This window comes from Pseudomonas izuensis, assembly GCF_009861505.1.
In the GTDB taxonomy this organism is placed as follows: domain Bacteria; phylum Pseudomonadota; class Gammaproteobacteria; order Pseudomonadales; family Pseudomonadaceae; genus Aquipseudomonas; species Aquipseudomonas izuensis.
Genome location: NZ_WTFT01000041.1, coordinates 1 through 19567, shown reverse-complemented (window position 1 = coordinate 19567; position 19567 = coordinate 1). Strand labels below are relative to the sequence as shown.

Annotated in this window: 12 protein-coding genes and 3 pseudogenes; 7 read left to right on the top strand and 8 right to left on the bottom strand. The window is 55.2% G+C overall.

What is annotated here, in order from left to right:
- Position 1 precedes the first annotated feature (1 nt).
- The gene (locus tag GPL81_RS27435; protein ID WP_160109246.1) at positions 2–1279 is read right to left on the bottom strand and encodes a DUF2254 domain-containing protein; all 1278 of its coding nucleotides are present in this window, start codon (positions 1277–1279) and stop codon (positions 2–4) included.
- Positions 1280–1518: 239 nt separating this feature from the next.
- Here GPL81_RS27435 and nhaA point away from each other — a divergent pair, with 239 nt between their 5' ends.
- Positions 1519–2856 carry a Na+/H+ antiporter NhaA gene (nhaA, locus tag GPL81_RS27430; protein WP_160109245.1) on the top strand — a complete coding sequence of 446 codons (1338 nt, stop codon included), beginning with the start codon at positions 1519–1521 and terminating at the stop codon, positions 2854–2856.
- 123 nt (positions 2857–2979) lie between these two features.
- On the opposite strand, the pseudogene GPL81_RS27425 reads toward nhaA, so the two are convergent.
- A pseudogene (locus GPL81_RS27425) lies at positions 2980–5188 on the bottom strand (Ig-like domain-containing protein).
- A 376-nt stretch (positions 5189–5564) separates the two neighbouring features.
- On the opposite strand from GPL81_RS27425, the gene GPL81_RS27420 reads away from it, so the two are divergent.
- From GPL81_RS27420 to GPL81_RS27410, 3 genes are all read left to right on the top strand, one after another.
- On the top strand, positions 5565–7019 hold the full coding sequence (locus GPL81_RS27420) for a TrkH family potassium uptake protein (RefSeq protein ID WP_160109244.1): 1455 nt from the start codon (positions 5565–5567) through the stop codon (positions 7017–7019).
- Between the two features lie 142 nt (positions 7020–7161).
- Positions 7162–7527, top strand: coding sequence for a histone-like nucleoid-structuring protein, MvaT/MvaU family (locus tag GPL81_RS27415; protein ID WP_160109243.1), 366 nt, complete (start codon positions 7162–7164; stop codon positions 7525–7527).
- Positions 7528–8494: 967 nt separating this feature from the next.
- Complete coding sequence (locus GPL81_RS27410) at positions 8495–9577, top strand: 2OG-Fe(II) oxygenase (protein ID WP_160109242.1); 1083 nt, start codon at positions 8495–8497, stop codon at positions 9575–9577.
- 255 nt (positions 9578–9832) lie between these two features.
- Here GPL81_RS27410 and GPL81_RS27400 read toward each other — a convergent pair whose 3' ends face one another.
- The 3 genes and pseudogenes from GPL81_RS27400 to GPL81_RS27390 all read right to left on the bottom strand — a co-directional run bounded on the left by GPL81_RS27400 (position 9833) and on the right by GPL81_RS27390 (position 14297).
- Entirely contained in the window at positions 9833–10120 is a 288-nt protein-coding gene (locus GPL81_RS27400) for a transposase domain-containing protein (RefSeq protein WP_425502624.1), read from the bottom strand.
- A gap of 1073 nt (positions 10121–11193) precedes the next feature.
- Positions 11194–11499 (bottom strand): annotated as a pseudogene (locus GPL81_RS27395) (SCO family protein); the annotation flags it as partial.
- Positions 11496–14297: a multicopper oxidase domain-containing protein gene (locus GPL81_RS27390; RefSeq protein ID WP_160109240.1), complete on the bottom strand. Its 2802-nt coding sequence runs from the start codon at positions 14295–14297 to the stop codon at positions 11496–11498. The pseudogene GPL81_RS27395 and the gene GPL81_RS27390, both read right to left, overlap by 4 nt.
- Positions 14298–14654: 357 nt before the next feature.
- Between GPL81_RS27390 and ltrA the strand changes: the two genes are divergently transcribed.
- A complete protein-coding gene (gene ltrA / locus GPL81_RS27385; RefSeq protein ID WP_246218993.1) occupies positions 14655–15797 on the top strand; it encodes a group II intron reverse transcriptase/maturase in 1143 nt (380 codons plus the stop codon).
- A gap of 194 nt (positions 15798–15991) precedes the next feature.
- Here ltrA and GPL81_RS27380 read toward each other — a convergent pair whose 3' ends face one another.
- Positions 15992–16261: a DUF1652 domain-containing protein gene (locus GPL81_RS27380; protein WP_160109239.1), complete on the bottom strand. Its 270-nt coding sequence runs from the start codon at positions 16259–16261 to the stop codon at positions 15992–15994.
- Positions 16262–16733: 472 nt separating this feature from the next.
- A pseudogene (locus GPL81_RS31160) lies at positions 16734–17216 on the bottom strand (integrase arm-type DNA-binding domain-containing protein); the annotation flags it as partial.
- 255 nt (positions 17217–17471) lie between these two features.
- Between GPL81_RS31160 and GPL81_RS27370 the strand changes: the two are divergent.
- Complete coding sequence (locus GPL81_RS27370) at positions 17472–17690, top strand: hypothetical protein (protein ID WP_160109237.1); 219 nt, start codon at positions 17472–17474, stop codon at positions 17688–17690.
- A gap of 115 nt (positions 17691–17805) precedes the next feature.
- The gene (locus GPL81_RS27365; RefSeq protein ID WP_160109236.1) at positions 17806–18426 is read left to right on the top strand and encodes a tyrosine-type recombinase/integrase; all 621 of its coding nucleotides are present in this window, start codon (positions 17806–17808) and stop codon (positions 18424–18426) included.
- A gap of 228 nt (positions 18427–18654) precedes the next feature.
- Here GPL81_RS27365 and GPL81_RS27360 read toward each other — a convergent pair whose 3' ends face one another.
- On the bottom strand, positions 18655–19314 hold the full coding sequence (locus GPL81_RS27360; protein ID WP_160109235.1) for a carbonic anhydrase: 660 nt from the start codon (positions 19312–19314) through the stop codon (positions 18655–18657).
- Between the last annotated feature and the right edge of the window lie 253 nt (positions 19315–19567).

Below are 19567 nucleotides of genomic sequence, written 5' to 3'. Positions count from 1 at the left end.
TCTAACGCACCAGTTGTTGAGCCACTGCACTGAGTGTTTGTTTGTCTTCCTCCAATGTCAGCGACAGGTCTGCGCGTTTCAGCAGAAGGTCTGCGTGCCTGACACAGGCATCGTTGAACATCTGCGGGTTTATCTGCGCCAGACTTACAAGCGCCTTCATCATGCGCAGGTCTACTTCCAGCAAGCTCGCACCGTCTCTGGCAATCGGTGCGAAAAAGTCATCGAACAGGTCATCGACAGTCAGACCGCGAAGGTAAACCTGCTCGCAGTCTTCATTTATTTTCGCTGCAGAGTCTTGTGGTTTACCCCAACAGGTGAGGCTTCTAACGCCCCGGCCAATGACGTCAATGGCAGTCCCGGGATCGTTGACCGCTGGCGACAAGGCGCGTGAGGCAATCTCTGATAGTACCGACAGCCCGAACCGGGGATCGTGTTCAAACGTTCGGCGTACGCCAATGGTCAAGGCGGCGAGGATTTTTTCGGTGCTGGCGTGCAATTCGTCTTCGCGTTCCTTGTTCAGGCTAACGGTTCGGGCGAGCGGCATGCCCAGATGGACAAAGCTTCCCGGAAGGATGTCCAGAAAGATCTGTATCTCGCCTGCTTTGGCGATGTCGCCTAGCGCGTGTACATCAATATGTTGGACGTACCCGGTCTGGTGGCCTGTGATGATTTGAGCAGAGGCTGGAATCATCCACTCGGCAGGGTAGGCGGTACCACCCAGATGAGGCCATTGGACTCTGTTGTCGATTGCGTCGATTGTCGCCTGTTCGACACGATCAATGGTTTCACCCACCCGACCGAGTTTGGAAAGGTGATCGATCCAGCGCAGAAGCGTGTAGACAATCAGAATTACCACGGCGATGGTAACCGCGAATAGCAGAACCCTTCCTTGTGTGCCGTAGGCCCCGGTACTCAGTGCGATGATTCCCACCAGGCTGAAAAGAAATGAGCCGATAAAGGTCGCGAGGGCATTTTGTGTCGTGGTGTCCTCCATCACCAGCGTGGTGGCGCGTGGCGTTACGCCACTGCTGGCAGCACCGTAGGCGGTCACCATCGTGCTTAACGAAAAAGTGGTCACTGCGAGCATGCTTGAGGCAATGATTCCCAGGATCTTATCCACGGCATCGGCACCGATACGGGCGGGCAATGATTCGGGAATGTAGTCCTTGAAGACGACGGCGAGCAGCGCTGTTGCCACGCCCAGCAGCGAAAACAGCGTGGCCCTGAACCACAGCCGTTTAGTCAGTTGATGGAGCAGCCAGCGCCAACGAGCGATCATTGTTTATACCTTGTGACAGTGACGTGATCGGTTGGAAGACTCCGAGTCTGAGTCAATAAAGGAGGAGGGCTGATCACCCTAGATGGAGTGTTCCTGATGACCGAAGGTTCATTCAGCAGTTTGGAGTTCCATTGCATCTCGCCTAGCAGCTCCTTATCATCGGCCTGGGTGCGTTGTTGCATACAGTACAGCGCAGGTTAAAGCTCAAACGTTGGTCGGGCCGCCAGCGGAGAGTCAATGTGTCTGATAAATACTCGGCGTCCTCCTCTATCCCACGTCCTCAGGTTTTAACCGCTCGTGCACTTTCCGCAATAGAACGGTTTTCACATATCGAAGCGGTTAGCGGCATCGTTCTATTACTCGCTGCGCTGGTTGCGCTCATTTGGGCCAATAGCCCGCTTGCTGATTCGTATGAGCATTTCTGGAACACCCAACTCACCTTAGGTTTAGGCGACTTTACAGTCTCGTGCTCACTGCATTTTTTGGTCAATGATGGGCTGATGGCCGTTTTCTTTCTCGTGGTGGGTGCTGAAATACGGCAGGAAATTAATGACGGCGCGCTGGCGAATTTCAAGTTGGCGACATTGCCGCTTGGCGCTGCGTTGGGCGGTGTTTTGATGCCGGCGATCATTTACATGGCGTTCAATCACGGTACCGAAGCCAGTACAGGTTGGGCTGTACCAACCGCCACTGACATTGCTTTTGCTGTGGGGGTTCTAGCACTGCTAGGAAAGTCGATTCCAGGTGGCATACGCGCGCTGCTGCTGGCACTGGCCATCATCGACGACATTGTTGCCATTTTGATCATTGCTGTTTTTTATACCGCGAGCCTGGATTATCTGGGCCTAGTGGTAGCGCTGAGCGGGCTGGTCTTGGTGTTGGTTTTTCAGCGCATGGGCATTGGCAAGGCGTACGCATACTTGCTGCCTGGCGCCATCGTCTGGTTTGGTCTCCTGAAAACTGGTGTTCATCCAACACTTGCGGGCGTCATTCTCGGTCTTATGACGCCGGTAAACTCAAAGCCCGCAACTGAACGTCCACTAGAGACCATTGGGCGTACGTTCCATGAACTGATGGACAGGTTTGCCCAATCCAACAACAGTCCGCAGGAGGTCGCTAAACCGCTGAAGCAACTCCAGCAAGCCCAGAGGGAAATATTGCCTCCGGTACAGCGCGTTCAGGCTGGACTGCATCTTTGGGTAGCGTTTGCTGTCATGCCGCTCTTTGCATTGGCCAATGCGGGTGTGAGTCTGCAAGGCATCAACCTGGACGATGCTGTCTCGCGGAGTGTCTTTGTGGGTGTGATATCGGCGCTGGTCCTCGGAAAGCCACTTGGAATTGTTCTGGCGAGCGTCGCCCTCGTCAAACTTAACGTCTGCAAGCTGCCTGAGGGCGTGACATGGTGTGGTGTCGGACTGGTGGGGCTGCTGGCCGGTATTGGTTTTACGATGTCCATCTTCATCTCGTCGTTGGCATTTTCTGATCCGGCATTACTGTCTGCGGCGAAACTCAGTGTGCTTGCGGCTTCGGCGCTGGCTGCAATCGTCGGACTGATCTGGGGGAAGATGAAGTTCTAAGCCTGCTCTCTTCGCACGAATATCCATTGCGAACACCACGGCGCAACGGCTGACTGGCCATTCCGCCGTGGTGGTTTATGGAGCGTCTTTCGTACTCGTATCCCTCTTAACTCCAGATAAAATTCACCGAATGCTGATCGGGACCGTAATGCTCTTCCCGAATGTCGAACTGATGGTCGCAGTCGGGTTAGACGATGGACCACGGCCGGTGGTGGTCACCGATACCCGCCAGCGCGCCCCTGTACCGGTTGGCGTGAGGATCGCGTTGCCCAGGTTGAGTGGCCCTGCGGTCGTCATCGCCGTGACTGTCAGCGTATTGCCGGTCCCCTTCGACGTCGTAACCGCCAGGTCCCAGGTGTAACGGTTGTTGCTGCGGGCCGATACCGTCGCGCTGGTGACCACCAGATCTTCGTTGACCACCGGCGCCGGCGATACTGTCACGGAGACTGTAGTTGGTGGCGAGACCGCGTTCTTGGCGTCGCTGGCTGATAGGTGAAGGTCGCGGTGAACGGCGCGGGGGCGCTGGCCGGTGGCGTATAGATCACACGTACGCCGTCGGTGCTGACCGTGCCCTGACCGGAGTCCGGCTGCTCCAGGCCGACTACTTTGAGGGGCAGGTTGCCGTCAGGGTCGGTGTCGTTGGTCAACACGTTGATGGTCACCGGCTGCCCATTACTGCTGGCGGCGCTGTCCGGGTTGGCGACAGGTTTTTTGTTCGAACCCTGGTCATCATCGTCGTCATTGTTTCCGTTTCCGACGCCGCTGCGAAAAGTCGGCAGCGCGGCGGAGTTGACGTAAGTGACACCGTCCCAGCCGGGCAGTGGCGTTGGCATCAACTGGAACTGGCCCGGATGTTCGATATCCCAACGCAGCAGCATCGACGTGTCCTCGTGCTGAGTGTTGTGGCAGTGCTCCATGTAGGTCCCGGCAAACTCGCGGAAGTGAATCGCCATTTCCACCTCCACCGAACTGTCGATGCCTTCGCCAATGCGATACACGTCCTTGCACGCGCCCTTTTTCCATTCCGGTGGCGCCTTGCCGTCGCGGCTGAGGATGATGCCTTCCTCGAAATGCACTTGCACCGGGTGGTTCCAGCCGTTGCCGCCGTTCTTGATTTTCCATACTTCCAGGGTGCCGTTGCCGCCGTATCCGCCATCAGTCGGGCCGTTGGCCAGTTGCGGGGCGGCGTTGAGTCGACGCGGGTCCATGTTGTAGCCGAAGCCGCCGTCAGTCTTGATGGTCCACGGCGCTTCATCAGTACCGTCGGAACGGCCGAAAATGAACTCACGATGCCGCGCCAGTTTCAGCTTGGCCTGGACCACCGGATCATCACGGTTGAGGGTCAGCGGAATCATGAATTTACCCGCCGCCTTGCCCGGTTTGGCTGGCTCGTAATCGGCCGGGTTCATGCTCACATCCGTGCCGCTATAAGGCTGCACGATCAATTGCAGGAACTTGCCCACCACGGGGTCGCCCTTGTCCCACTCTGGCCCTTTGCTGCCTTGCTTGATCACCGCTTTGTACTTCTCGGACAGTACGTCGGCTAGACTAAGACCGTTCTTCTAAGGCCCTTGCCGGTCTTGCGTTCCATCAGGTTGACGAAGTACAGCTTGTCACCGGTCTTGAGCCCGTTTTTCGCGAAGTTGACGATGATGTCGAAGCGTTCGGCGATGCCCTGGGTCGGCAGGATCGCGTTGTGGTTCTGCTTATTACCGTCACCGTCACCATCCAGGTCCAGGCTGCCGTCGAACGGCACGGCGTGTTCCATGAGGTTTCCGTCGTTGCCGATCATGTGGAACGGCACACGGGTGTAGGATACGCCGGAACCCTTTGGCCCTGGAAATTCGCCGCCATTGCCGCTGATTTCTCGCACCACGGCAAACTTGAAGAACCGTGACACCGAGCCGTTGAGGATCCGAAAACGATAGCTGCGCGCCCGTACTTTCAGGTGTGGCTCGTATTGCCAGTTGACCAGGATCTGGTCGTCGAGGAAGCCGTCGGTGTTGAACGGGTTGAACCATAGTTGACCATTGGCATCCCAGGCCTTGTCGGCGATCACCAGGTTGACGTCGTAGTCACGGTTGCCCCACGGCATCGCCGAACCACTAGGCAGACGCAGGTTGACGCCATCCTCGATCGCTTCATAACCGCGATCCAAGGCGCTATAGTAGTTCATCATCACCGCGTTGCCCTTGTAGACGTTCTGCACGGTGAAATTTTGCATGTGGTCGTGGAACCAGTGAGTGCTCATGGTTTCACGCCAGTCGCCACGGATCTTGATGCTGCCGTTGTCGCAGGTCTTCAGGTCCGGGTCGGCGTCGTTGACAAACAGGGTTTCGCCCGGCGCGCAAGGGAACGCCGTCGGAACGCTGATGGTAGCGGTCCCTATGTCCAGCATTGCCCATTCAATGGCGAAGGCGAGCGCTAGCCGTCGAAGCATTTTTATAGATGGATTGCTTTACAAATTATGCTTTGGCAATATCGGCGACCTGTGTTTCTCAGTCAGTTCTCCATCCCTCTCATTTGGGAACTGCGCAGTCGGGGAATATAGGTAAACCCGGCCCTGTGCCGGGTTTTTTATTCGTAGGAAACAAATCTCACATTACGTCGCAGAGATTCTCCAATTCTTCAGTTGTGAGTTGGGTGGTCGTCAACGTCTGAAGCCTGATTGAAAAGGCTGCTCGGCTTCAACTTTGCAGGCTATTTCTATGTCCATCGCGGCAATGCGGCTTATCGGTTTCATCCTTGGTGTCTTTCTGATCACGCTGGCGGTAAGCATGGCCATTCCTATGGTTACGCTCGTGACCTACGGGCACAGCGATGACCTTTCCGCGTTTCTATGGTCGAGTTTGATAACCTTCATCTGTGGCCTTTTGTTGATCATGCGGGGGCGCCCAGATACTGCCCAACTTCGTCCGAGGGATATGTACCTACTGACGACAGGCAGTTGGATGGTTGTGTGTACCTTCGCGGCGTTGCCCATGGTGTTCATCAGCCACATCAGTTACACCGACGCTTTTTTTGAAACGATGTCCGGCATTACAACCACGGGCTCAACTGTCCTGAGCGGTTTGGATACGGCGTCACCTGGATTGTTGATCTGGCGCTCGATGCTGCACTGGCTCGGTGGTATCGGCTTCATTGGCATGGCTGTGGCGATATTTCCACTGTTGCGAGTGGGTGGTATGCGTCTTTTCCAGACAGAGTCCTCAGACTGGTCGGAGAAAGTGACGCCACGTTCCCATGTGGCCGCCAAGTACATCCTTCTTGTCTATCTGGGGCTCACTGGTGTCGGAGCTCTGGCGCTCTGGATCGCGGGGATGACACCGTTTGAGGCGATCAATCACGCCATGTCGTTGATCTCTACTGGAGGGTTCTCAACGTCAGACGCCTCACTTGGGCACTGGACGCAGCCAGCGATTCACTGGGTGGCGGTGGTCATCATGATTCTGGGCAGCCTGCCCTTTACCTTGTACGTCACAATGTTGCGCGGTCATCGACGTGCGCTGATAAAGGATCACCAAGTACGCGGCTTTTTCGGATTCTTGATCGTCACCTGGCTGGCTGTGGGTACTTGGCTGTGTTTTCACAGCGATTACGGATGGTGGGACGCGTTTCGGATCGTGGCAATCAATGTGACTTCGGTCGTTACGACAACTGGGATAGCGGTTGGCGATTACACCTTATGGGGCAGCTTTGCTGTCTTGCTCTTTTTCTATTTGACCTTCGTCGGTGGATGTTCAGGCTCCACGGCTGGAGGCCTCAAAATCTTCCGCTTTCAGGTTGCTGGCGCTCTACTGGTAAGTAGTTTGAAGCAGTTGATCCATCCTCGAGCCGTGATTCAGAAGAAGTACAACGGTCATCCCATTGACGAGGAGATCTTGCGTTCGCTTTTGACCTTCTCGTTTTTCTTCACCATCACTATTGCCGCGATCGCCTTGGGCTTGGCTCTCATTGGACTTGATTGGACGACTGCTTTGAGTGGCGCCGCTACGGCGGTGTGTAACGTCGGGCCAGGGCTTGGCACGATCATTGGGCCGGCAGGTAATTTCTCATCACTACCTGATGCCGCCAAATGGCTACTGACCGTAGGCATGCTCCTTGGCAGGCTGGAAATCCTAACTGTGTTGGTGCTCGTAACTCCAGTTTTCTGGAGATATTGAGCTTCACGACTATTGAGTCGTATCACGCACTTTGCCAGTTTCCATTGGCCAGTTTAAAAGAGGCATGGGTGACGAAAATCAATTCATCACTTAGCATGAAGAATGTGCATTCCGCGCCGCCCTAAACCTTAAGGAATTTTTCATGTCTCGTTTGGCTGAATTTCGCAAACTTGAACAAAAACTGGCCGCACAACTCGCCGAGCTCGAGTCGATGAAAGGTGATTCTGGTCTCAAGGCTGAAATGGAGTTTGAGAGCAAACTCCGGGCATTGCTTGGTGAGTACGGCTTCAGTCTGCAGAACATCATCACCTTGCTTGATCCGCAAGCAGGACGTCGCTCCCCACTTGCAGCCGTCTCGAAGTCAGCCCGCAAAGCGCGCGATGTAAAGATTTACAAGAATCCTAATTCGGGTGAGCTGATTGCAACCAAGGGTGGTAACCACCGTCAGCTGAAAGAATGGAAAACCGAGTTTGGTGCAGAGGTTGTTGATTCGTGGCGCACTCAGTAAGATCGATTTGATAACAAAGGGCCCTGCGCGGGCCCTTTTTTGTTAATTTGAAGAATCATATTTGGAGTCCGTTATGGTGAGCTCTGTTGCTACGCTGACTAGTACCGGAAAACATTGAGCTATTGATTCAACAGCAGAGCGTTTGCGGTCTCGGGGATTATGGAGTAGGTAGGAGTGAGACTTTTCGACTGGTCGTCCAAAAAATAGCTAGGCCAGCCTCGTTTAGATGTGGTCGAAGCCAAGACGCAGATGTTTGAACTGGGCAGAGTTTTCATGACTGTCAATTCAATCAAATATCGCGGGCTCTATCATTTTTCCAAGTCAAAAAACTGGGCTCTCTCATGGAGAGATTGGGACCCTGTTTCTAGCAGGGGGCATCGCGGCAATGGGCTTGGAGAGTACGTTTTGGTCGACGTTTCACGTGATGTCGTATCCGCTCATGGGAAAATGCCCCGTTCTAACAATGGTTCCATCGCTGACAATGGCTCGTTGAGTCTTGAAGATTGGCATTTCGGGAGCACGCTTTCCGGAACCTTCCGAGTCTTCGATAGCAATGGTTTCCTGGTTGTAACCAAAGAATTGACGTCCAGAATTCTTTATAGTGGTATTACAAGGAATGGAAAACTTGTGTTCTGCACGACGGCCAATAGCCCGCCGATCATGCCAACAAACTCTTCCTGTTCGATCTGGAAACTGGCGCAGAGCTGTTCTCCATCACTCCACGGACGGGGGGCGCGGATAGCTATGATTTCGATGAGGAGTAAGATGACTTTGCCGGACGCATACTTATCTACTAGCTTTATCTACTAGCTTCGAGAGCTGTGAGGTCTCGGTGCTTCGGCATCGCAGCTGGCGGCAGCCATAAGCCCATTTGTACGCGACACCTTTAGGGAAGAGGCAGGGCTCCGCATGTGCCTCTTGGATTTACTCCTAATAATGATCTTCTGCCCACCGGCAAGGAGTTGTGATGCGCGCCACGGCGTTTTCAGTCGGTGAACCTGCTCCTTGGTTCTACTGCCGCACTCAACTAAGAGAGCGCTTTTGTTTCGACACTGTTGCCGGTCGGTATGTAGTGATTTCTTTCTTGGGCTCTGCGGCTGATCCTGCGTCCATTAAAGTTTTGGAAGGTGTTCGGGCTCATCGCCAGCGGTTCGATGACGATCAAGTCTGCTTCTTTGGTGTTTCCGTAGATCCAGAAGATGAAAAGCTGAAACGGGTAAAAGATTCGATACCTGGCATGCGCTTCATCTGGGATTTTGATCGGTCAGTCAGTGCGCTCTACGACACATTACAGCTAGACGGCAGCATTAGGCCAATGACCTATGTGCTGGATCCTGCGCTACGAGTCATGGCCATCGTCCCGATAGAGGAGCCGGTTGATAACCATGTTCCCTCGTTAATGCGCTTTCTGGATAGATTGCCCGCACTGGCTCCTCAACATGTAGCCACTCCACACGCACCAGTCCTAGTGGTTCCCCGTATATTTGAGCCCGCGCTGTGTAAAGCCCTAATAAATTATTACGACGAACGTGGTGGAGAGGAGTCCGGGTTTATGGTGGAGCGGTCGGGTAAAACCGTCCAAGTCGCCGACCATAGCCACAAACAACGTCGCGACTGCATGATTGAGGATAAGGCTTTATCCAAAGCATGCTCTTTGCGTATAACCAACCGCCTGGTTCCGGAGATACACAAGGCGTTTCAGTTCAATGCCACACGGATGGAGCGCTATCTGGTGGCCTGTTACAACAGCGAGGAAGGCGGGCATTTCCGGCCCCATAGGGATAACACCACCAAGGGTACAGCGCACCGCCGTTTTGCCATTTCCTTGTTTCTTAATTCGGGAGAGTACGAAGGAGGTTTTCTGCATTTTCCAGAATTTGGAAAAGTGCTTTACAGCGCCCCAGTTGGAGGGGCTGTGGTGTTTTCGTGTTCTCTTTTACACGAAGCCACTCCCGTAACCAAAGGTCGCCGCTATATGTTCCTCCCGTTTCTCTACGATGAAGCTGCTGGTGTCATTCGAGAAGAGAATCTCCCATTTCTTGAAAGTTGACGAGTTATCAGCACAGATCAACTGTCATTTCCGATGGCTTTGAATGCCCTGCGCTGAGCTAAGCTAGCCACAATTCGAAGGATTTGCAGGACAAGCAGGTGTCCCGGATAAAACAGATATCCCCAGCACCTGACTGGCCAGATTCTGAAATGGCCAGATCGGCGCAGCAACCATAGCCCAAGCAACAGGGCGGCAAAAACGATGCTCAAGGCTTTGGAAAGGTCGTTAGCGTCCGACGAAGTCACTTTGCGTGACTCAGGCGGGCCACCACTGATGCGGCAGCAGTTGATCAATTGCACTGGCACGCGGCGTCGGCAGCCGCGTCAGCACATCTTTGAGATAGGCATGCGGATCATGCCCATTCATGCGTGCCGACTGGATCAAGCACATGATTGCAGCTGCCCGTTTACCGCTGCGTAGTGATCCAGCAAACAACAAGTTCGAGCGCCCAAGTGCCCACGGTGTTATCTGATTTTCGACCGCGTTATTATCTTTCGGCACTACGCCATCCGTAAGCGTCCGGCAAACACGCCTTTCTGACACCATTACTTAGGGCGACGGTTCCACCTATTTATGGAAACAATTTTTAGCCTCACAAGCGGATCGCCATGCGCCAACGAACCTCTTATCCAAAGTCCTTCAAAACCCAAGTCGTCCAGGAATGCCTGCCCCAGGCCCCTCTGTTGCAAGTGTCGCGATGAGTCATGGCATCAACGCTAACGTGGTGCGCAAATGGTTGCCGCTTTACCGCGATCAAAAGCTCACTGACTCGTGACTCGCCCGCTTTCTTGCCGGTGAAGCTGGAACCAAATATTCAGAACGAGAAGTCCGTCAGCATCGAGTTGCCATGCGGGCAAGGAATGATGAGCGTAAAATGACCGACCTCCGATCCTGATGGCTGTGCCCGATTGGTTCGCGGACTAGCGCAATGATCCACATCGATTCCATCTGGCTCGCCACCTTGCCTATGGACATGCGCGCGTGCACTGACACCGCGCTTGCGCGGGTAACCTATCCGTGGCGCTGCAAGGACACGCCTTAGTATTGGGAGAATGTGTGACGACAGTAGGCCACGGTAAGCAGTAGGCTCTAGCGATACACTAGAAAGACCAGCATGAAATCGAGCAGATTGTTAACCAGAGGCGTGCGGCATGCCAATCAGTGACGAGTGGACGGAGTGGCACCTAACGCCCAGAGGCTCGAAGTGTGGCGCTGAGTAGAAGGATTATCGTCGGGTAGACCGCACGCCTCCAGCAGACCGAGTCCTAACCAGTAAATATAGGCTGTACCTGAGGTCATCGAACTATATGGTGGACAAAGGCAATGAAGATATCTGGCGATCTCCTGATCGCGATGTGGTGGAAGAACTTCTAAAGCTACATGGCAATCCGCCTGAACACCTCTAGAAGAGGTTAGGCTGTCGGCGCTGATTGAAAACTGACCCAACCGCCTATTGAAAATTGACCCAGGACGGATCGCTGACTTTTACCTCAGCAATTGTGACTAAGCCTAGCAGCAGTGTCTCGATGACAGATGCACTAAGCCCCGCCGCATATAGGTATGTGGCAGTGTATTTCGGGGCAGATCAAAATGGTTCATCGTCCGTCCAGGCACTCGGTTTCCAGCGGGCAAGAGTCGCTGCATGATGTGAAGATGAAATTGATCACCACCACTTTGTCCTTGATCAAGTCATCAAAGAAACGCACCTGCCGACCGTTCTGATCGGTCAGCAAGGTGTTGGGAAAGTAATCGCCGCCCCAGGGGGTCGCCGCCTCCGTCGGTGACGACACCGACGGAGCAGCTAAATGAGCCACCAGCACCCGACTGGCCAGCAGGCAGGTGACCAGCATCAAAACCAGGTGCATGCCCAGGGCGCGTGTGCGCGGTGTATTCAACTTCATGTCGACACCCTCCCGGTTCATTTCTTGACCGCTACTTTTGGCCCCATGCCGTCGCCGGTACGGAAGGTTGGCAGTGCGGCAGAGTTCACGTAGCGCACGCCATCCCAGCTCGGCAGCGGTGTCGGCATCAACTGGAATTGACCCGGCTTCTCAATGTCCCAACGCAGCAGCATCGAGTTATCTTCGTGCTGGGTGTTGTGACAGTGCTCCATGTAGGTCCCGGCGAACTCACGGAAGTTGATCGCCATTTCCACATTGTCCAGGCCATCGCTTTCCGAGCCGATGCGGTACACGTCCTTGCGTGCCCATTTTTCCCATTCCGGTGGTGCCTTGCCGCCACGGCTGAGGATGATCCCCTCCTCGAAGTGCACGTGCACCGGGTGACTCCAGCCACTGCCGCCGAGCCTGATGTTCCACACCTCCAGGGTGCCGAAGCCACTGGTGCCGGCATCGGTAGGACCGTTTTTCAACTGGGTGGCCGCGTTCAGGCGACGAGGGTCCATGTGGTAGCCGAAGCCGCCATCGGTCTTGACCGTCCAGGGTGCTTCATCGGTGCCGTCGGAACGACCGAAGGTGTAAGTGCGGTGACGGGCATTGGCCAGCAGCGCCATGTCGGCAGGGTTGTCACGATGGATTTTCAGCGGGATCATCACCAGGCCTGCAGCCTTGCCCGGTTTGGCCGGTTCGTACAACGCCGGGTCCATGGCCAGGTCCTGACCGGTGTAGGCCTTGACGTTGAGTTGCAACACCTTGCCCACCGCCGGGTCGCCCCTGTCCCACTGCGGTCCCTTGCTCGTTTGCTTGATCACCGCCAGGTACTTCTCGGACAGCACGTCGGCCAAGGGGATCGGCTCTTTCGGGCCTTTGCCGTTGTCGTGGGCCAACAGGTTGACGAAGAAAATCTTGTCCCCTGGCTTGATGCCGTTTTTCGCGAAGTTGACGATGATGTCGAAGCGCTCGGCAATGCCCTGGGTTGGCAGAATCGCGTTGTGGTTCTGCTTATCGCCATCACCGTCCAGGTCCATGGTGCCGTCGAACGGCACGCTGTGTTCCATGATGTTGCCGTCGTTGGCGATCATATGGAACGGCACCCGGGCATAGGACACACCCGAGCCTTTAGGCCCCTGGAACTCGCCACTGGTGCCCTTGATTTCACGCACGAGCGCAAATTTGTAGTAACGCGACACCGAGCCGTTGAGCATGCGGAACCGATAGCTGCGGGCCCGTACATCCAGGGTCGGTTTCCAACCCCAGTTGACCACCACCTGGTCACCGAGGAAGCCGTCGGTGTTGAACGGGTTGAACCACAGCTGACCGTTCTGATCCCACGCCTTGTCGGCGAACAACAGGTTGACGTCGTAGTCGCGGTTACCCCAAGGCAAGGCGCTGCCGCTGGGGAAACGCAGGTTGACGCCGTCGTTCACCGACTCGTTGCCACGGTCCAGGGCGCTGTAGTAATTCATCATCGCCGCGTTGCCCTTGTAGACGTTCTGCGCGGTGAAATCGAGCATGTGGTCGTGGAACCAGTGGGTGCTCATGGTTTCGCGCCAGTCGCCGCGGATCTTGATCGTGCCATGGTCGCAAGTCTTCAGACCCGGGCTCATGTCATTGGTCCACAGGGTTTCGCCCGGCGAGCACGGGAACGCCGCACGCGGATCTTCGGCCTTGGTGTTGATGGTGTCGTAACCGGCCAGATGGATCGGCCAGCGGTAGTCGTAATACTGCCCGGGGAAGAAAAACGCGTTGGCATAACCATCGCTTTCCGCCGGTGCGTGACCATTGTGTTCATGGGTGGTGATGGTATGCAGACCGAAACCCATGTTGGCCGACGGGTCGATAGGCAGGCCGTTGTAATGGCGCATGAGCACCGGCTGACCGTAACGCACCATCAACAGTTTGGGCGGCAGTGTGCCGTCGAAGGTCCACACCGAGTTGTGTTTCTGCACCGGCATCAGCGGATGCAGACGCGGCTCGACGCCCTTGGAGGTGCCATCCGTTGCCTGTATTCCCGCGACGTTGTGATAGAGGCCGCCGGGGCCAAACTTGCCCACGGCATAGCGGTGCATCTGGTGACTGTCACGCCAACCGGTATTCAACCGTGCGCCGGTTTGCACGCTCTTATAGGCGACCTGCGGATAAAACTCGTTCCAGCGCTGGTGTGACCAGCCTTTTCCTGGCGGACGGCCTTCCGCCGACGAGCCGATACGGCGATTGAGGAAAAATTCGATTTGCTTCTGCCAAGGGTTGCGGTCGACTACATTGGCATACTGGCTGGGGAACGGAGTCAAGCCCGGTTGACGCAAGAAGGTATCGAGTGCCAGGCTTGGCGGCGCACTGCGCGCAGCACTGGTGGGGTCCTGTTGCGGCAGCGGGCCGATTGCCGGGGCAGGAAACGGCAAGGGCGCTGCCGGCGTGGTGGGGTCGAGTTTTTCCGGTCCGAATTCCTCGAACAGCATCATTTGCTGGGTGAATGGCTGAGCGCCGAACAAAGGGCTGGGCTTGCCATTGGTGGGGTAGTTGAAACTGGTCTGCTGTGCCGGCGGAAGCTGGTTTTCTACCCGCGTCTCGTCGCGGTTGCCTTTGACGCCATCAGGCAAATCGAAGGCATCCTGGTTGGCCTCCGGCATGCTCAGGATGGCATTCAACGCCGCTGGCTCGTCGGCTGGTTCGTTCTGGTAAGCCGAAGGATCGGACGGTTCTGGCTGTCGCTCGTCGTCGATCGGGCTGGCGCGCAACATCCCTGTGCTTATTGTCATTGCTAGGGCGACGCTCAAAGGCGTCAACAACCATTTGAAGGGATACCGCGCTTTTCTGTCCATCACCAGCCGCCTCGTGTGTGTGAAGGGGGTGATGGTGGTTTGGCAATTCTCTCGCCAGATTTGTAACTGTTTTATACAAAAGAATTAATACCCGCCAAAACAATGGCTTATCAACATCAATGTGCCATGGCCGGGAGAAAACGACTGGGGATGACACCCGCTAACGGGGAAAGTGTCGGCGCTGATTGAAAACTGACTCACCCTGCCAATTGAAAATTGACCCAGGGCGGATCGCTGACTTTTATCTCAGCGATTGTGAATAAGCCTAGCAGCAGTGTCCCGATGACAGATGCACTAAGCCCCACCGCATGTAGGCATGCGGCAGAGTATTTCGGGGGCAGATCAAAGTTCACGGCAGTGCTGCACCGCATCACACCGCACTTATTGGCGCAGAGCTTCTATGCATTTCGCCGCGATGCAGCAGTGGGAGTGGACGGCATGTCGTGGCGAGAATATGAGGAAGGTCTTCTCCAGCGGGTGACCGATTTGCACACAAGGCTCCACAGTGGGGTCTATCGGGCAATGCTATCACGACGGGTCCATATCCCCAAAGCCGACGGTAGGCTACGTCCGCTGGGCATTGCCTCTCTGGAGGACAAGATCGTACAGCAGGCAGTTGTTACTGTTCTGAATGCGATCTATGAAGAAGACTTTCTAGGATTCTCGTACGGGTTTCGGCCGGGACGCAGCCAGCACGATGCGCTGGATGCTTTAACGGTCGCGCTCAAAGGCCAGAGGGTGAACTGGATATTGGATGCGGATATCACGTCGTTCTTTGATGAGATCGACCATGAATGGATGCTGATGTTTCTGGGACAGCGGATTGCAGACCGGCGCCTGCTCGGGCTTATCTGTAAATGGCTTCAGGCGGGAGTAACGGAAGATGGCCGTAGGGTAGCTGCTACCAAGGGGACGCCCCAAGGTGCAGTGATATCGCCGTTGCTGGCGAATATCTATCTGCACTACGTGCTGGATCTGTGGGCAAGGCAGTGGCGCCAGCGCCATGCCCGTGGCGATGTGATTGTGGTGCGCTACGCGGACGACAGCGTGGTGGGTTTCAGGACGCAATGGCAGGCTCAGCAGTTTCTGGTGCAGTTGCAGGAACGCTTGGCCAGGTTCGGTTTATCCCTCAATGCCTCGAAGACACGGTTGATTGAGTTTGGTCGTTTTGCTGCGAGAAATCGTAGGAAGCGAGGCTTGGGTAAACCGGAGACTTTTGACTTCCTGGGCTTCACACACTGTTGTAGTGCCAACAGAAGCGGTGGGTTTCAAATACAGCGACTGACGGTCAAGAAGCGAATGCGTGCAACGCTGCTGGCTATTCGGGATGAGCTGAAACGCCGACGTCATGAGCCTGTTCGAGTCGTGGGTCAGTGGCTTCACCGAGTGGTCAGTGGGTACTTCAATTACCACGCGGTGCCGGGAAATCTGATACGTCTTGGCGGTTTTCGTTTGGCGGTATGCCGTCTATGGCGGCAAGCTCTCAAGCGACGCAGCTAGCGTAACCGGCTTCAGTGGTCACGCTACGGACGCCTTGCCGACCTCTACATACCTAGATCCAGAAATGCACATCCTTACCCTGAAGATCGCTTCGCGTCACGTACCCAAGGCAGGAGCCGTATGCGGTAGTTCCGCACGTACGGATCTGTGCGGGGGGCGGCAGGCAACTGCCGTTCCTACCGCGACCTTCGCTGCTACCTTTTGGCAGAATGATTTGCCGAGTAACAAGGAGCAGCAGCGCTGACACGTTCGAGGTCGTTTCGCAGATCCGCGATAAGGGTCTCGATGGCAAAACCGTTGTTGAGCGGGGCGATCGGGATCCCGGTGACAGTGAGGATTTCTTGATTCGAGGTGCCGTGATAAAAACGCACGGTCAGTGCTGCAGGTGAATCTACCGTACAATCGCAGCGGGTCGGGAGAAAGCTTTGCTCTACGAGGTGGCGTAGTTCTAGAGTCGATAGCATGGCGACATACCTTGACGGGAGTCAGCCAAATGACTTTTGTCAGACGTGGGTGTTGAAGCTCCTGGACAGTAGATGCTGGTAGGCCCCCTAATCACATTTGGCCAAGAGCCCTCGTAAAGTGTATTCCTGAACCTCCCCGAGGAATTAGACCGTTTTTCTCTGACGGCTTTGAAAGGCAGCGCATTTGTCGCGGTCGTTCAGACGGGGCTTTTTCTGATGGAGGGGAGCAGACATGCCCAAAGCGAGCGCTGGAACAGGCGCAACATCTATGGAAGTCGAAGGAAAGCGACAACAATGTGTTCCGCAACCCAAAACCGGTCTCTTTAAAGCCGTGGGATGCAGGCCGTTAAAAATCAGTAGCTTGCGGAACAGTAAAGATGCTGATTATTGAAATAGCTTGATTGTGGAGGAGTTAGCAGACCACAGTTCCAAACTTCACGACTGCGTACGCGAAGGACTCCATATATTTTTTGTGACCCGCTAGAAAGTCTTCTGCTGTCCTGCCAAGTGCCGGGAATAGGTCCTTGTTAAAACGGCGCTGCAACTCGGCATTGCCGTCTTTTCGCGCGACGCCATCCAACAGCCAGGCCTTGGCCAGATCCTGGACGGTCAGCGTTTGCACCTTCGTCGTTTTTACTTGTTCGGCCTCTACGTTAGCCGCGGCGTATGCCTGTGCCTTGGCGGTTTGCTTCTGCTCGTTGGGATTGATCTGCTCATCGATAAGCGCCCGGGCCTGGTTGCGCGCCGTACGGATGTCCGTCAGGGATTTGCGCGGCCAGGTTCCGCAGGCGTACTCTTTGTTCTGGTCGCCCTAGTGATAACGATAGAAAAAGCTGACCGACACGCCGTCCTTACGCAGGGAAATTCGACCGGCGAGATTGCCATCCTCCCGGAGGATTCGACCGGCATCGTTGGGAGTCAGTGACTCGAGTTCTTTGATGGTAATTTTGGCCATGAAATGGACTCCCCCTACTTTTACCCCCACAAAAACGTCGGCTCTTGATGGACGTTACTGGACTCTCGTAGAGCAGACCACCGCTGGAGCTCAAGTAAATACTAGCTTAGAAAAATCCACAGTAAAATTTTGGAATCTTTCAAGAAGTATGAAAAAGGAGATGTGGGCAATCTGTTCAATTGCCCGCCTAGCCTCAGCTCAGCCTACGGCGGAGATGAACTAGACTTCCTACATCTTTCCTCAAGGACGAGCGCCATGTCAGATAACTCAGACTGCAAGATCGCCACGGCGGACGCTCTGACATTGCTCCTGCACAATCAGCATGCTTTAGGCGCAGCGATAGAAGAAGTAACCAAGTGGCTCTCAGAAAATGGAGTGGGAAGTGTCGCTGCTAACGCAATGTCGGCCATGGAAACGCTGGACACAAATGCTCAAGCCATCACAGATTCCATTATGAGGTTACGCCAGTCATAGATATGAATTGCTCTGATTCTGTAAACACAAATGACTGGCGGTTATAGGGCAAATAATGACCACGACTCACTTTGAGTGAACCACCCTTGTCCCCCCTCAACCTAGAGGACAAGCCATGAACTCAATTGCTACATATCGCCATCAGCCTTGGAACAAGGGAAAGCTTGTCGGGCAGAAAGCCCCGCTCCGAGTCAGAGATATCTGGGCCATCCGGGTCAGACTCCAGCTAGCAGAGAAGACACGTGATTTGGCGCTTTTCAACTTGGCCATCGATAGCAAACTGCGTGCCTGCGACTTAACCAAGCTACGAGTCCGAGATATCGCCCATGGAGAGCATGTGTCGTCAAGGGACATCGTGATGCAGCAGAAAACTCAGCATCCAGTGCAATTTGAAATCACTGAGCAAACCCGAACGGTATTGGAAGCTTGGATGCATCGTGCGCGTCTCCGAAGCGAGGACTTTTTGTTTCCGAGCCGATTGCACCACTCAGACCATCTTTCCACCAGACAGTACGCTCGAATAGTCAAAGCATGGGTGACCGCCATTGGTCTTGACCCAACCATGTACGGTACTCACACGCTACGGCGAACCAAGGCATCGTTGATCTATCGCAGGACGAAGAATCTGAGAGTTGTCCAACTCCTGCTTGGTCATACGAAACTCGAAAGCACTGTCAGGTACTTGGGCATCGAGGTCGATGACGCCCTGGAAATGGCAGAGCAGACAGAGGTTTGACCAACACTGCGACGGTCGGAGCCAGACCGTCGCTATCCGACCCCAAGCTGCCGGTGAGGGCTGGCAAAAACCGGCCAGTTCCTGTCGTTCGCCAGTCCCGTCGAGCAGCCATTCGAACAACTGATCCGATCCGCAACTTGCCCGATAGAGACAATGCCGTTTCGCTGACCTTAGCTGGGGCGAAAATATTCCGGAAGTAATGCGATCAACCTCACTGTTCTGTCGCCATTACATATGTCTGCCATTGCGGGCAGCGATCGCAACGGTGGTCGGCGAATCAGCAAGTGAAACGAATTGTCGTGTCGCGCCATCAAGCGCATCGATGCAACCCGTCTCGATGTCGTAGACCCAGCCGTGCAGATTCATGCGCCCCTGCTCGAGCGCGAGTGCCACCGATGGGTGCGTACGTAGATTCGCCAGTTGCGCGATCACGTTTTCGCGCACTAGACCGTCGAGCTTCGCGCGAGGCGTGTCGAACTCATGCGCCGCGTTGATCGCTTTCGCGGCGTCCGAGTGACGTAACCAGTTAGCGACCGCCGGAAGATGGTCCAGACACGTGCAACGTGAAATCGCGCCCATCGCTCCGCAGTCCGAGTGGCCGCAGATCACGATGTCCTGTACGCCCAGCACTGCGACCGCATATTCGACGGTAGCCGAGACGCCGCCTGGTTCGGGACCGTACGACGGCACAATGTTACCAGCGTTGCGAATCACGAACAGCTCGCCCGGTTCGCGCTGTGTAAGGAGTTCAGGCACAACACGACTGTCCGAGCAGGTGACGAACAACGCCTTCGGATTTTGTGTCGTCGCAAGCTGCCTGAAAAGCTCGACGCGTTGCGGATAAACCTCACGCTGAAAACGCAGAAAGCCGTCAATAATGTCACGCATGGAGTCCTCCAAACCCGAATGCCGAATGCTGGCACGAACCCTCGATATGCCATCGCGCCGCTGTGGTCGTCATTATCGCAGACCTCCTGCGCCTTGGCTGTACTTGATCAACGATGGGTTTCGAGGCGCGACCAGCGCGGCGGATGTCCGAAGCACCCTGGCAGCCTCGGTTTATTTTTCACTGGCTTGAAAGGTGAGTGAATCGATACTGCTTCCGTAGACGCTTTCCAAGGACCGTATATGGACTCCTCCT